Source organism: Pseudomonas sp. Ps21-P2 (assembly GCF_039672565.1).
Lineage (GTDB): Bacteria > Pseudomonadota > Gammaproteobacteria > Pseudomonadales > Pseudomonadaceae > Aquipseudomonas.
The window spans coordinates 503802-516263 of record NZ_JBDFPL010000004.1 but is presented as its reverse complement, the minus strand read 5'-3'; the positions used below and the strand labels follow the sequence as shown (position 1 = coordinate 516263).

14 protein-coding genes are annotated in these 12462 nt (G+C 44.8%); 5 read left to right on the top strand and 9 right to left on the bottom strand.

Going from position 1 to position 12462, the window contains the following annotated elements:
- Positions 1-230: 230 nt before the first annotated feature.
- The 9 genes from ABEH28_RS13510 to ABEH28_RS13470 all read right to left on the bottom strand — a co-directional run bounded on the left by ABEH28_RS13510 (position 231) and on the right by ABEH28_RS13470 (position 9351).
- Positions 231-836: a hypothetical protein gene (locus ABEH28_RS13510; protein ID WP_346630196.1), complete on the bottom strand. Its 606-nt coding sequence runs from the start codon at positions 834-836 to the stop codon at positions 231-233.
- Between the two features lie 103 nt (positions 837-939).
- The gene (locus tag ABEH28_RS13505) at positions 940-3237 is read right to left on the bottom strand and encodes a hypothetical protein (RefSeq protein WP_346630195.1); all 2298 of its coding nucleotides are present in this window, start codon (positions 3235-3237) and stop codon (positions 940-942) included.
- A 203-nt stretch (positions 3238-3440) separates the two neighbouring features.
- A complete protein-coding gene (locus tag ABEH28_RS13500; protein ID WP_346630194.1) occupies positions 3441-4196 on the bottom strand; it encodes a hypothetical protein in 756 nt (251 codons plus the stop codon).
- Positions 4197-4205: 9 nt separating this feature from the next.
- Positions 4206-4841, bottom strand: coding sequence for a hypothetical protein (locus tag ABEH28_RS13495; RefSeq protein ID WP_346630193.1), 636 nt, complete (start codon positions 4839-4841; stop codon positions 4206-4208).
- Positions 4838-6232: a hypothetical protein gene (locus tag ABEH28_RS13490; RefSeq protein WP_346630192.1), complete on the bottom strand. Its 1395-nt coding sequence runs from the start codon at positions 6230-6232 to the stop codon at positions 4838-4840. The genes ABEH28_RS13495 and ABEH28_RS13490 overlap by 4 nt, the downstream gene beginning before the upstream one ends.
- A 42-nt stretch (positions 6233-6274) precedes the next feature.
- The gene (locus tag ABEH28_RS13485; RefSeq protein WP_346630191.1) at positions 6275-7561 is read right to left on the bottom strand and encodes a Y-family DNA polymerase; all 1287 of its coding nucleotides are present in this window, start codon (positions 7559-7561) and stop codon (positions 6275-6277) included.
- Positions 7558-8457: a hypothetical protein gene (locus ABEH28_RS13480; protein ID WP_346630190.1), complete on the bottom strand. Its 900-nt coding sequence runs from the start codon at positions 8455-8457 to the stop codon at positions 7558-7560. The genes ABEH28_RS13485 and ABEH28_RS13480 overlap by 4 nt, the downstream gene beginning before the upstream one ends.
- Positions 8458-8467: 10 nt before the next feature.
- Positions 8468-8899, bottom strand: a complete 432-nt coding sequence (locus ABEH28_RS13475; protein WP_346630189.1) for a S24 family peptidase — start codon at positions 8897-8899, stop codon at positions 8468-8470.
- Between the two features lie 140 nt (positions 8900-9039).
- A complete protein-coding gene (locus ABEH28_RS13470) occupies positions 9040-9351 on the bottom strand; it encodes a helix-turn-helix transcriptional regulator (RefSeq protein WP_346630188.1) in 312 nt (103 codons plus the stop codon).
- A gap of 164 nt (positions 9352-9515) precedes the next feature.
- Between ABEH28_RS13470 and ABEH28_RS13465 the strand changes: the two genes are divergently transcribed.
- The 5 genes from ABEH28_RS13465 to ABEH28_RS13445 all read left to right on the top strand — a co-directional run bounded on the left by ABEH28_RS13465 (position 9516) and on the right by ABEH28_RS13445 (position 12436).
- Positions 9516-9845: a hypothetical protein gene (locus tag ABEH28_RS13465; protein ID WP_346630187.1), complete on the top strand. Its 330-nt coding sequence runs from the start codon at positions 9516-9518 to the stop codon at positions 9843-9845.
- A gap of 69 nt (positions 9846-9914) precedes the next feature.
- Positions 9915-10463 carry a hypothetical protein gene (locus tag ABEH28_RS13460; RefSeq protein ID WP_346630186.1) on the top strand — a complete coding sequence of 183 codons (549 nt, stop codon included), beginning with the start codon at positions 9915-9917 and terminating at the stop codon, positions 10461-10463.
- Positions 10460-10888, top strand: coding sequence for a hypothetical protein (locus tag ABEH28_RS13455; RefSeq protein ID WP_346630185.1), 429 nt, complete (start codon positions 10460-10462; stop codon positions 10886-10888). The genes ABEH28_RS13460 and ABEH28_RS13455 overlap by 4 nt, the downstream gene beginning before the upstream one ends.
- 196 nt (positions 10889-11084) lie before the next feature.
- Positions 11085-11960 (top strand): hypothetical protein, encoded by an 876-nt coding sequence (locus ABEH28_RS13450; RefSeq protein ID WP_346630184.1) that lies wholly within the window; start codon positions 11085-11087, stop codon positions 11958-11960.
- Complete coding sequence (locus ABEH28_RS13445; protein ID WP_346630183.1) at positions 11957-12436, top strand: hypothetical protein; 480 nt, start codon at positions 11957-11959, stop codon at positions 12434-12436. Before ABEH28_RS13450 ends, ABEH28_RS13445 begins: the two co-directional genes overlap by 4 nt.
- Positions 12437-12462 lie beyond the last annotated feature (26 nt).

The following is a 12462-nucleotide window of genomic DNA, read 5'->3' as shown; positions in this document are numbered from 1 at the left end:
CATGAACAAAATATCTCAACCCGAAGCACAATCATCACAATCGAATAAACCCGTTAAACCAATTGATCTTTTAGCAGATTTTTACTGTAGTACCATCAACCTAGAAGCTATCAAGCGAGTCACAAACCCAAAACCACACTGAGTAACAATTCCCCGCGCAAGCGGGATTGGTTTCTCTCAAACATAAAAAAAGCCACTGCATGAGTGGCTTCATTCAACATCAACATAATTTACAACCCGCGCAATGACATGTAATAAGCGTTTCTACGACCGACCAGCACTGAGCGCATCATCAGTGAGTACGCCGAAGCCACAATAACCAAAAACCCAGTCATTGAAGCGTAGATGGTGATGAACATCGCTTTATGGTCTGTGAAGTAGAAGGCACGTTTAGCCTCATCCATTGCTCCATGATAGTATCTGCTTTCAAAGAACCAGTGATATTCAGGCGCAAAGCTCCAAAAATTAATACCGAAGAACATCATCGTTGCTGCCTTCCAACCTACCAACAGAGCAAAGCATGCAGCAGCGAACTTCAAAAGATTCATCATTGCAAATACGCCAGTTTCGCTAGACGTTGGATTTTTTGGAGCTTGTCTATCCACTTTAAGAAAATGCTTGATGAGCTTAATGTTGATGCAACCCAAAAACACAGGAAGAAACATCGTGGCTAATTGGTATTTCGCCATGAATCCGGGTAATTCATAAAAACCATGGAAAACGTAGATACCACCGATAATGATGATATTGGAAAGCACAGCGTAGTGAGACACAATTTGTGTCAACCAACTGAAAAAATTAGTAAATCTATAAAGCTGATGATTATGGTGTTTCATTAAGAATTCCTCGGGTTCGTATTCCCTTTACTGCAATTATATCATTTGATATACTCTTTATAACTCCAGTAAAAAGAAAACACAAGATCCTTTCGTCCTTTAATTAAGACCCCATCAATTTATTGGTTAATGAATTAAATTTATCAGCCGCTTCTTGATAAGTATTCATTGCATTTTGAGTATGCTTCACAATGGTTTCGACTTTAAAATCTTTTTCAAATGCGTCCAAACCATTTAGCAATGACTTAGCAATTTCCCACTGAATTTTTACGCTTACGAATTGGAAGATAATGGCTGTGAAGACTACTCCACAAAGCGTGGCTATAGGACTTGTATGCATCATCAACGGCGTGCAAATTGCCCAAACCACTAACCCTACGGTTGTGGAAATCAAAGCGTGAATAGCTACGGCGAACATCCCGACGATGAAAATCAGGGACGGCTCAAGTAATTTCCACACCAAAGACAAGCCTGTATCCATCAGTGTTTCATTAGATCTTTGATGATCCAAATTTGAGTTATTCGGCATTATCAACAGCAATATCTTGTAGACGATGATTATCAGGAATGAAGCCAATCCGGGCACAATCGATCCCAAACGACAGATAAAAAGCATCGGGAATAGCACACCACCGATGAGCAATAGCGTTCCGCATGCCGCCATGGCTAGTCCAGTGACGAAATTTGCAGATCCCGCATTACGGGCAATCATTTGGCTTCTCTGTGTTTCACCGTCTTTATAGAAATTCTTAACGACTTGACCAACCGCATAAATCGCCCAGTATGCTTGCAGCATTTTTAAACCACTTTGAAACAAAGCGGCGCTCTGATTAAGCATTGGCGCAGTACAGGTATTAATAGCTTTTGTACAATCCTCGAACGTAAATCCTGAAATCTTGTAGTAATCACCTAGCAACGCATTTGAAATGCTTTCAACAGTATTTTTAATTCTTCTATCTGCCACCTCTTTTTGAGATCCGTTAATCAAGGCTTCAATTGTTCTGTTTACGTCGAATACTTTTTGAGTATTCATTGCCGCAAGGCTTGCGCCCATCTTCGTGACGTCATTCACCCCATCCAAACCGGCTTTTTCATCGTTCCGTCCGCTTAACTGATTGCTTTGCTTTACCGAAACATTGACGTTGAATTCATCGTATATCGCTTTATCCAGACTATTAGATACATCGCGAATCATATTCATGCCAATTATGAAACTTCCCACATTTGAGTCAATCGCATTCGTTTTTGCAATCTGTGTTGCTGCTTTCGTTTTGTTTTCTACGAATGCAGTTGCAGCGGAAATATAGACTTGTCTAGCCTGAGCAATCGTTGCATTTATTGATTCTTGGGTAACACCATCATTCTTGTCAAAGAATTGGATTTCACCATTTTCACCTGTAATGACTTTGCCATTTAGATCCCTGTTAATGCATTGTTCATAAGCGACAGGATTACTATTCGATTGACTCGACCAATTTTCTCTTCTGTTATCAACATTCAACGCCTTATTACACATCAATCTTATAGTATCGAAAGCTACCGTGTGAGCGTAATCAACTATCTCTAGCAGCTTGGCTTTAACAGTCTCATCATTACCGTAGTAATTAAACGATCCGAAATCCAATAGCTTGTAATCTCCTACCTCATCAAAACAATCTTTTGATTTCTGCACGTAGCCATTCAGAACCGTAGTCGCCACGAACCTGCTGGCTGGCGCTGGCTGCTTCATACACTCAGTAAATTTTGACGGCACTAGAAAACGTTTAAATCCTTCTGTTTTGCCAAATTCATGGGTGGCGAAGCTTTTACTTTCAAGCAACCACAGCGCCGCACTGTTCTCAACCTCACTTTGAAACATAGATGAGAATTGTGAACTCGCCATTGCTTCTGCTTGTGTCGTTTCAAATCCTGTATCAATCTCAGTCGCTGCCAAAAAGGTGTTACTGAACCAGACTGCGAGTGAAATTAGGAGCAACCAGCTTGAAATAAAAACGCCAAAAACTAATGGGAAAATCTTGCCAAGACCTAGCAGATAAAAAACGATCAGAAACTTAATGGCTAAATAAACGAAGTCGTGCTTTGTCTTGCCTAAGAATTCGCCCGTGAATTGCGTGCAATAAATCATATACAGACCGTAAATCGTTCCTAAAATTAAGAAAGCCGATTTCACGTACTCAAAAAATCTATCCTTGTATTTTGTGATGAGAGTTTCTGTTTTATCCCTTACTGTCAAATGAATTTGATTGTCATCATCATTCCACAAACCTTTGTTTGTTAAATATTCAGCAACTGGGGCAGATTCATCAGTAAGCATAACATCGAGCGCAGGCGAAATAAATGGCGTGTTTTCCAATATTTCGTTGGCGCACTGATTTACTTTGGTCTGTGATTCTAATTTCAAGCAATCCACATTGCTCAATGCAAATGCAGAATTCGTAAACACAAGAAGAAAAAGAGAGAAGACAAAGGTGTGTATATTTTTCATTATTAATAATTTTATCTATCATCATTATAGCATTCCAAACACCTCTATTAATCACGTTAAGATATGAATTGCACAATCCAAAGCCATTCACCAAAACCCCCGCAGGGGCTTTCGCTTATTCAGAATTTATCGTCATCTCTTTTTTCAGCAGCGTTACTTATTGCCTCGAACACCTCGGCTGAATAAAGCATAATCTTACCGATAGTTGTTTCGACCGTTTTACCGTTTATCTTGTGAACCTCGCCATCTTTTTTTGCGCCATTCCTATGAACTAGATCATGCCGAATATTCGCGATCTTGAACATATCCTGTTTGTGCTGGCTGTTTAATTTGCCTTCGCTAAGAATATTAACGTATTGCTCAACAATTCTAATATTATGAAAGGTTAAGTCATTCAGTTTGAGCATGACTATCCCTTCAATACCGTTGAGCTTAATTATATCCTTGAGACTAAATTTCTCTGATTCGATATCTGCATATCCCTTTACAAGTCGTTCCATCAGATGGGGAAATTTCTTTACAGAGGCTTTTATCACGTCGCCAACCATTGCTTCGAAGAGAGTTACAGCATGCGAATACATCATCTGATGCTTCATTTGGTCAACGTATGAATCAGAGTCGCTCGCTAACATGTTTTTTAATTGTTGCATCTGCGAGTGATAAGACTCGTAAATAACATGGTATGGATGTTCCTCAAACCATTGCATTTCCGCTTCGAATTCTTCACCGTCCAATTTATTCTGATACGCCTCAGCCATTGCTTCCCACTCGGGCGTGTCTTCCTCAATGTCCTCTGAGACATGATATGTCTCACTCATCCACTTACGCATGTTCTGGTTTTCGACTTCAAAGAACCAATCTTTTGAACTGCTCATTTTAGATCCTCAATGGATGGGTGAAATCAGATCCGGCAAGATCTGGTGATATTTGTCCTGCAAAGCCTTCACTGTACCGGCATAACGTGGATCGCCAGTGAGGACCACCGCAAGCTGATACGTCATCACGTTCAGCCCGTTGCTGTTTCTCATCACATCCTCAATCAGCTTCACGGGATAGCCTTCGACATGCCTACGCAGTGGGTGAATCCCACTGTGAACGAACGAGTTCATCGCGTGGTAATTCACCTCTTTGAAATTGAGTAGCATCCTCAAAGCGGGTTCAGGAGCCACCTTTACGCACTGATCGAGCATGGCACCGAACATAGGCAATTTCTTAGCTTCACGCTCAGCATCTAGTGTCAGCGGGGACGCTAGTGTCTCGATTTGTACTTCGGTAGCGGCATAAAGAAGCCACACGCTTCTTGTGAGTGCTTCGTACTGCAGTCTTACCAACGATAACGCAGACGTGTAGCACTCGGCTCGCATCAACAAGCGTAGGCTCAGAGCGTGCTCTAACGCCATCCCACACGCGACCATAGCGACTTCATGACGTATGCCCGGATACGCTGGTACGCGATCAAGCAGACCCAGGATCTCAACGTGCAGGTCATCTGACCTATTTAGGAAATCGTCCATGCTCATGTTGATTGTTCGCCGTCCTCGCTAGCTATGCCAAGGACATCAACAGCAGATCTCCAAACTAATTCGGCTTCAAATCCCTCGCCATAACTAAATTGGCTTCCTTCGTAATTCAAAACATTGAGCATCAGACCGTATAGCAGGTTGAAACACATGCCGACATGCTTATGTTCGCGAATGAGACGAGGTATTGTTTCCTCAACAGATTTAGGATGAGCAGACGAATTTCTAATTTTCGAATGTGCTTTTATTTCGTCTTTTGACACTATCCCCTTTTTCTCCAAAATTTTAAGAGCAGCGCCTGCATGTATATTTCCCCAGCCACCGACGCTTTTGCTAATAACTTTAATATGAGACTGATCAATTTCTAATTTTTCTACTTTTTCTATTATCTCCTTTTTTTTGGCTTCAAACTCACCATCTACTACTTCTTGGAATTTAGGTATGTAGATGTCGTTCAGCACGCCTTCCACCGCCACACCTAAAGTGAGGTTTCGGATTTCTCGGCTTGCGTGATACCCAAACCACACTCGCTTCCATTGCGCATATATGCTTTCGAAGTATTTTGGCTTTTCTAACTTTAGCTTTACGATCAGACGCAAAAGCTGGAAATGACTTTCATCTTGCCAAACCCCGTCAATAATGGCTCTGTCGCAAACCACAGCAGGAATCGACTTTGTTCGGGCGGAATTCAGTACGCTGCCAACTGACAATTCCTTTGTTGATCCACTTCGTTTTGAGAAAATATACGGCTGCGGCATTGAGCCAGCTGTAAATCCTATATAAAAAAGTAGGGATTCCAGCAAGTGTTCAGTATCGAATTTGCCTTTTGCCGTAATTGAAACATAATCATCGTAATTTACAACAGAAAGATCTATACCATCCCACGCTAGAACTGTCTGATTTGTTTTGTAAGATTCGCTACCAAGTGATGACTTCTCGGTGTTTATTTTATTTTTAGGTATTGCCACCTTTTCTTTAATCTCAAAATATATAAAATCCGGAAACTCGTTATTTTGCTTCACCTCTTCCGTAAACTTTATCGACGAAACAAAAGCATACGTTATAAAAGGGGGGCGATCCAGCTGCCTGATTCTTAAAGAAAAGTCACTAGCTGATAGCTTATCGTTAGTAATCGTAATGGCAGAAAGAAAAAGTTTTTGATCAGCAGCGAACGGGTCAACTGGAAAATGGTTCCCCCATAAACTTACAGGGACGTTACATGCTTCCAAACACACAAATTCCAGATAGAGCGTACCCACCGAATTTATTTTAATAATCCCGTGCCCTGCTAAACGTATGCCCCCTTCTTTCTTTTGCTCAATGACTACGCTAATGCAATGGATGGTTAAGCTTCCGTCTCGTACCGCTGGAAAATCATTTTGGGACAACATATCACTTCCTTTTGAACGCCTCGATCAATACTAAGCGTGGTTTTAGCACTTTACTCTCTTGAGAGCCGCCCAATCCGTGCAGTAGCTGTCTGAAAGGAAATCCCTCTTCATGCCCCATTGGGGGATGGGTGGCTCTACCGCCAGCCTGATCGAACCACGCCCATAGCGAGCATTGATCCCATCCACCACGCTCATCAGCGCGTCTGAATTTCGTCTAGGTTCAGGCGCAAACATGTCAGGTTGGTAGCCCTCACCAGAGCAAAATTGGCTCAGCACAATCCCCGCTTTTGCGTACCTGTACCCATCAACGTAGATCATCTGTAACCCTTCGAGAGCCGCCGCAACGAACAATCTTGTGTCATTCGATGGAGCTACCAGCCCGCAGATCACAGCACGGCTATACGGCTTATCATCGAACCTACTGGTTTGGATAAATACCTGCAGACAGGATGCAAGCTGCCCTTCTGAACGGAGTTTGGCACACGCTCTGCTGGCATACGTAGCCACGGCTTCCCTGAGTCCCTGCAATGTCGTCACACGCTCACCAAACGACCGGGTAGACGCAATGGTTTGCTTGGGTACTGGACCATCAGACAAGGCGTAACACGACACACCAGCCAGCTCCATCGAGGTCTTTTCAACGTTTACGTTGAAGAGCTTTCTCAGTGATTTTCTGTCATACCTTTGCAGGTCAACCGCCTTCTTGATTCCCATAGCTTCAAGACGACTAGACAGCTTCCTGCCAATCCCCCAAATCTCATCAACTGGCATCCATTTCAAAAGCTTGTCCCGCCGAATTTCGTCCATCAAAACGACGACACCACCAGTTTGAGAACGCCACTTTTTCGCGCTGAAATTTGCAGCTTTGGCGAGAGTTTTGGTCGGTCCAAAGCCTACACCAACTCCAATGCCCGTCTGACGCTTCACAGCGGACTGGATCTCCCGACCTAACGCCTCCAGGTCGCCGGGAACACCAGTGAAATCCAGCCATGATTCGTCAATCGAATACACCTCAATTCGAGGCGCAAACGTCTCTAGCACGCGCATTACACGGTTACTAACTTCTTGATAAAGCGCATAATTTGAAGACACAACACGCAAGCCGTGGCTTTTCATAAGGTGCTTAATTTCGAAGAATGGCGCACCCATCTTGATACCTAATCCGCCAGCCGCAGAATCCTTGGATTTGGCCATGGGACAACGGGAAACGACACAACCATCTGAATTCGAAAGCGCGACCACCGGAACGTCCACCAACGTAGGGTCGAATAGGCGTTCAGCCGATACGTAGAAGCAATCACAATCGACCAGACAGAAGATCCTGTTCATGGGTTCTTTTCTGTCCCAATCACAAGCTCAATCTGCTTGCGCACGTACACGGAAATGCTTCCACTCATGTGACACATGAGCAATGCGAGTTCTTCGGTAGGAGGCACGAAATCTTCGTCATGACCATGAACGGTGGATTTCTTGTTTCGAGTAGTACCAATTGAGTGGCACATCTTGACCGCCCCCGCCAACATCTGCCCGGTGTAAGTCTCCTGAATGCCTCGTTCGAAGAAGATCTTGTTAAGCGCCCCAATTGATTCGCCCATGCTGAAATCCGTGTATCCGGTATGACCAAGCTTTCTAAGACATCTCTTGAAGGTCGCCTCAAGCAGAAGCGCACCGCTACGAACCGAATCTGCCGGTCGGGTCTTTCTCGTGCCGTGGCAGTCGAGCCAGAGATCCAGCAGCGATTGGTCGTCAGAAAGCTCAGAGGAAATATCTTCATCAGTTTTAGCAATTTGTACGGTCAAATAGCGGGACAAATCGTCAGCAACCTTCCGCGTGTCTTCCACATCAGCTTGCATCCGTTCTGTCAAATCCGTTGCTACCGAGTGAAGCACGGCAGGCGCACTCATTCTTTTCAGCCATTTAATGGAAAGATCACTCAGTAAATACCTATCCGGTCCTGAACTGTTCATGATTTCTGGCACTTGTTCAGCGAAAAGGACGAGCCGCTTGCCATTGAAGAATAAATACCCAGTAACGTGTCCCACCTGTTCACATTCTTCATCGTAATTTTCTTCAAGATTGAACCAGTCACTTTGTGCAACGAAGCCAAGCTCGCCAGCCTGCTCAATCAAGATTTTCTCGAAGGCTTTGATCCCATCCCAAACCCGCGCACGCTCAGCACGCAGCTTTTCACTGGCTACTGCCAGATCCGTCAGCACCTTGTTCATCCCACAGCCCTCACCTAGACACGCTGTGAAGGTTGTACAGGACGACGCCCCATAGGTCGATTTCTTCCCAATCGCCAACCTCAATGTCAGCGTTTGCAGGGTTATGAGCGACTAGCAGCGGAGACTGACCAAGGCGTTCGCGATACTCCTTGCAGCAGAAATCTGCGCCGATGACGACGACTACTATGTCTCCATCCAAAGGCTCAAGAGCTTTATCGACAACAAGCACGTCACCATCGTATATCCCGATCCCTGACAGCGAATTTCCATCAGCACGAAGCAGCCACCGACTCGGCTCACGAAGGCAAACGAGATCATCAATACTCAGAGGTGGCTCTGAATATTCGAGTGCCGGGGACGGAAACCCACAGCTAACACGCCCTACGATGGGCTTCTTGATAGGGTTGGGTTGGGCGCTGATGGGACCGATGATGGTGATCATGTGGGACTGCTCAAGGATACTGTACATTTAAACAGTATCAGTGAGTCCCAAGAGGCAGCAAGTAGACGCTGACAAGATGACTGTCTAAATGCCTACCAGTGCTCAAGATGTTGAAGCCCAACACCTTCTAGCAAGCGTTTCTACTTCTTGACCGGCTGGCTCACTAGCTCCACCAAACGGTCTAGTTCCCGCGAGTCTGCACGGCAGATCACGTTAAAGAGATACGCGCGCTTCTGTTCGTCCGCATCAAATTCCAGAAAGAAATCCCGTACAGAACAGCCCAGCTCGACAGCCAGCTTGTAGAGAGCATCAACGCTCGGCGTGACCGTCCCAAGCTCGAAACGGGAGATGGTATTTGAGTCAAATCCAGCCCGTAGACCCAATTCAGCTTGGCTCAAGCCGGAAGCCGAACGCAGGCGCTTCAAGGTCTGCCCAAGTTGTAAATTTTTCATCTGCTAATTTCAGTATAAGAAACAAGCAGTTAACTCCTTTTCTCGTTCGCTCGTAACAACGCAATACGTAGACTCCGCTTGAGTAATTCTACCTTTTACGTAGAATTACACGCACAGCCGCCCGTCCGGCTCAATCTGAACCACCTACACGCGAGAAAATGGACATGAAACGCTCACTCAGTCTTGCCGTAATAGTCGCCGTTGCCAGCCTCTCAGGTTGTGCAGATCTCCAAAAGCAAGCGAGTGGCTACATGCCCGGCTCGCAACCAACCCAGCCCACCACAGCAAGCTACGAAGGCGGTCAGCAGGTTCAATTCATCCCCGGCAATGCGAAAGCCACGAACACCAGCTACCAAGCCAACAACACTGGCACTGCCAACGGTCAGCAGGATTCGTCGTTTATCGGTGACATGATGAAAACAGCTACTGACTCAGTGAAGTCAGAAGCAGGTTCCACAGTCCGCTCCACGGTTCGCGGTCTGTTCAGTCGCTGATACTGAACTATAGATCGAGCCACAAGCCCCGTAAGTGGGGCTTTTTCACGTCTGGATGGGGTTCACTTGATGAAGACTCTAACCGCCCTCGCCTTCACATTGCTCGCTTCCATGGCTTACGGTAAATGCCAAGATCGTTACTATTATTATGAAGCCAAACCTTTGCCAGCAAAGGTCAAAAATTGGCAGATTTACGAAGACAACAACATTCAGTTTTCCAAAGAAATCAAAGATTTTCTCAGCATGACAGCGGCATGTTCTCCAGCATTGGATGGAGAGGCTTACCATTTTACGGCATACTTTAATTACATTGTTGAGCCAAATCTTTGGAAGAAGCTTTCAAACCCACTGTACAAAAATATGGCAATTCGTCTCCCAAATGGCGTGTACGCGCAAGGCGCAAATGCATCAACAATGGACGTTGTTGAATTCAACCAACAGAATCGAAAAAGCTTTACTCAATACCGGGCAGAGCTTTCCTACGCTGGGAAAACCTCAGTAATTTACGTGTACCTTGTGCGTAAAGGAATTGACCAAATGTACACGCCGTTATTAAATGTAAGCTTCTCAAAAAATTATCAACGTGATGGTTACTATTTCACAGAGTACAAACCATGAAAAAAGTTATAGGAATTGAGTCAGGTGGGAAATCGGCTTTCAAAGCTGATGACGGGAAATTCTATGACACGTCAGGTCGCGGACTCGTAAACGAGCGCGATGCAAACGCGAATATAGACGCCGAGATACAATTCAAAGAATCACAAGGCATTAACACAATCACCGGAATTGATGGCATTATCATTCTAATTGTGTGCTTAATTTTGCTGGGAGTATTTGGTTACGGGTTAAATTTGTTCGCTACCGGAGCGCCATTGAAAGGAATATGCGCCGTGGTTGCCTCCTTTCTGCCGGTTTATCCACTCTATCGATTTTTCTTCTATACGTTCTCAAGCACCCGAATAATCGTTTACATAGCCACGGTGGCGTTAGGACTTCTCATTAATTGGGCTTCCATCAAGTATTTAAACATTCACATCCTTTGATATGCCAAGCGTGTAGCCCCTTCATTGGGGCTTTTTTTATGCCCATCAAAAACACAAATATTTTTTAAAGATTTTCCGTCCGAATAAAAACACGTTTTTTTCTAGCTGCTTAATTATCGTGACATTATAATAATATCCTTGACAATTAGTTTTAATTCGATTTACATTTGGCGCCTCATTACTGAATAGGTGAAAAATGAATGATCTAAAAAACCAAATCGAATCTCTGAAAAAATCCATATTTCATATTTACGAAAATCGCGCTCTAACCACTAGTGATAATCAGAAAGACTCATTCAGACTCTTCATCAAAGCGGCGCTGAACATTCAGCTTCAGCTATTTATTGCTCGTTACAAACGATTCGGCTTGTCAGAAGCCGAAACTGTACAGTGCATAGTGATACGCCCTTACATATTCGAAATATCTGAAAAGGAAATGAGTGATTGCGATAACAAAGCGCTAACCAATGCCGTGCTTCAGTACGTCGAAATAGTAGCCTCTAATCCCGTTTACACTGACGTCCTTTCATTTCTTTTAGAAAGCACAATGCTAAATGGTAAGAAAGAAAATCGACTCGAACAATTCCTTACACCGCCGTGGCTGGCTGAATGTTTCGCTGAACTTATGCCCATGCAGAACACAGACAAACCCTTCAAGCTCGGGGAAATTTGTTGCGGAGCAGGAACATTGTTGATGGCACCACTGGCGCTGATGATGAGCAGAAACCCACACCACGCGAAGAATGCCACGGTCATAGCGAACGACATTGATCCCATCATGTGTTGCACAACTGCCCTGCAGATCGTCACAAACACAGTGGTTCATGACGTAGACCTTTGTGAATTCTCTCAGCATTGCTCAAACGTGATTACAGAATGGACAGAAGGGAACCCCTTCGTCATCAGGTTCAAAACTCCGGCAAAGGTATTCGAAGCCCGCGCCAGAATTCGCGAGGAAAAACTTCGTGCATGCGGCTATTACGAGATCTTTGACGAATCAGCCAGTATCAAGCCATCGAGCATGATTCTAGCCCGTACAGCGCGTACCAGCGACATGGTAGATGCCGTATGAGCCAGCCAATCGATCTCAAAATCAAAGCCCTGAAATCCTCAATCTTCGCCATCACCAGCCACCAGACTGGCGGCGAGCGAGCCAAGCAGGATCTAGCCCTCTCAGTCTTCGTGAAATTCACACTGGGCGTCATGCTGAACCAGCTCGTTGCCCGGTACAGGAGCTACGGAATCACTGACCTGGAGCTTCAAGAACACATCACCATCGATGACACCCATTTTGCCATTGAAGAGAAGCTATTCAGCACGCTCAACGTCGAAGCCTTGGCAACGTCAGTGAGACGCTATAAAGAGCTTGTAGAAGTCCTACCAGCGTTCTCCGACGTGCTGACTATGCTCATCGAGGAAATTGCTCTATTCCGTAGATCTGGTGAAGGTTTGGGTCAGTTCCTTACACCAAGCGACCTATCCAGCCTCATAGGCTCTTTACTACACACACTGGAAAGCCAGCATAGAGCCACAGGCACAGATTCGTAGACGTTCTACGACTCTACGTGCGGCGC

Excerpts from the sequence above, each read along its gene's own strand:
- ABEH28_RS13465 (WP_346630187.1), top strand. The coding sequence starts at position 9,516 with ATGAAACGCTCACTCAGTCTTGCCGTAATAGTCGCCGTTGCCAGCCTC.
- ABEH28_RS13480 (WP_346630190.1), bottom strand. The coding sequence starts at position 8,457 with ATGAACAAGGTGCTGACGGATCTGGCAGTAGCCAGTGAAAAGCTGCGT.
- ABEH28_RS13490 (WP_346630192.1), bottom strand. The coding sequence starts at position 6,232 with ATGTTGTCCCAAAATGATTTTCCAGCGGTACGAGACGGAAGCTTAACC.
- ABEH28_RS13450 (WP_346630184.1), top strand. The coding sequence starts at position 11,085 with ATGAATGATCTAAAAAACCAAATCGAATCTCTGAAAAAATCCATATTT.
- ABEH28_RS13460 (WP_346630186.1), top strand. The coding sequence starts at position 9,915 with ATGAAGACTCTAACCGCCCTCGCCTTCACATTGCTCGCTTCCATGGCT.
- ABEH28_RS13500 (WP_346630194.1), bottom strand. The coding sequence starts at position 4,196 with ATGAGCAGTTCAAAAGATTGGTTCTTTGAAGTCGAAAACCAGAACATG.
- ABEH28_RS13495 (WP_346630193.1), bottom strand. The coding sequence starts at position 4,841 with ATGAGCATGGACGATTTCCTAAATAGGTCAGATGACCTGCACGTTGAG.
- ABEH28_RS13485 (WP_346630191.1), bottom strand. The coding sequence starts at position 7,561 with ATGAACAGGATCTTCTGTCTGGTCGATTGTGATTGCTTCTACGTATCG.
- ABEH28_RS13510 (WP_346630196.1), bottom strand. The coding sequence starts at position 836 with ATGAAACACCATAATCATCAGCTTTATAGATTTACTAATTTTTTCAGT.
- ABEH28_RS13455 (WP_346630185.1), top strand. The coding sequence starts at position 10,460 with ATGAAAAAAGTTATAGGAATTGAGTCAGGTGGGAAATCGGCTTTCAAA.
- ABEH28_RS13470 (WP_346630188.1), bottom strand. The coding sequence starts at position 9,351 with ATGAAAAATTTACAACTTGGGCAGACCTTGAAGCGCCTGCGTTCGGCT.
- ABEH28_RS13445 (WP_346630183.1), top strand. The coding sequence starts at position 11,957 with ATGAGCCAGCCAATCGATCTCAAAATCAAAGCCCTGAAATCCTCAATC.
- ABEH28_RS13475 (WP_346630189.1), bottom strand. The coding sequence starts at position 8,899 with ATGATCACCATCATCGGTCCCATCAGCGCCCAACCCAACCCTATCAAG.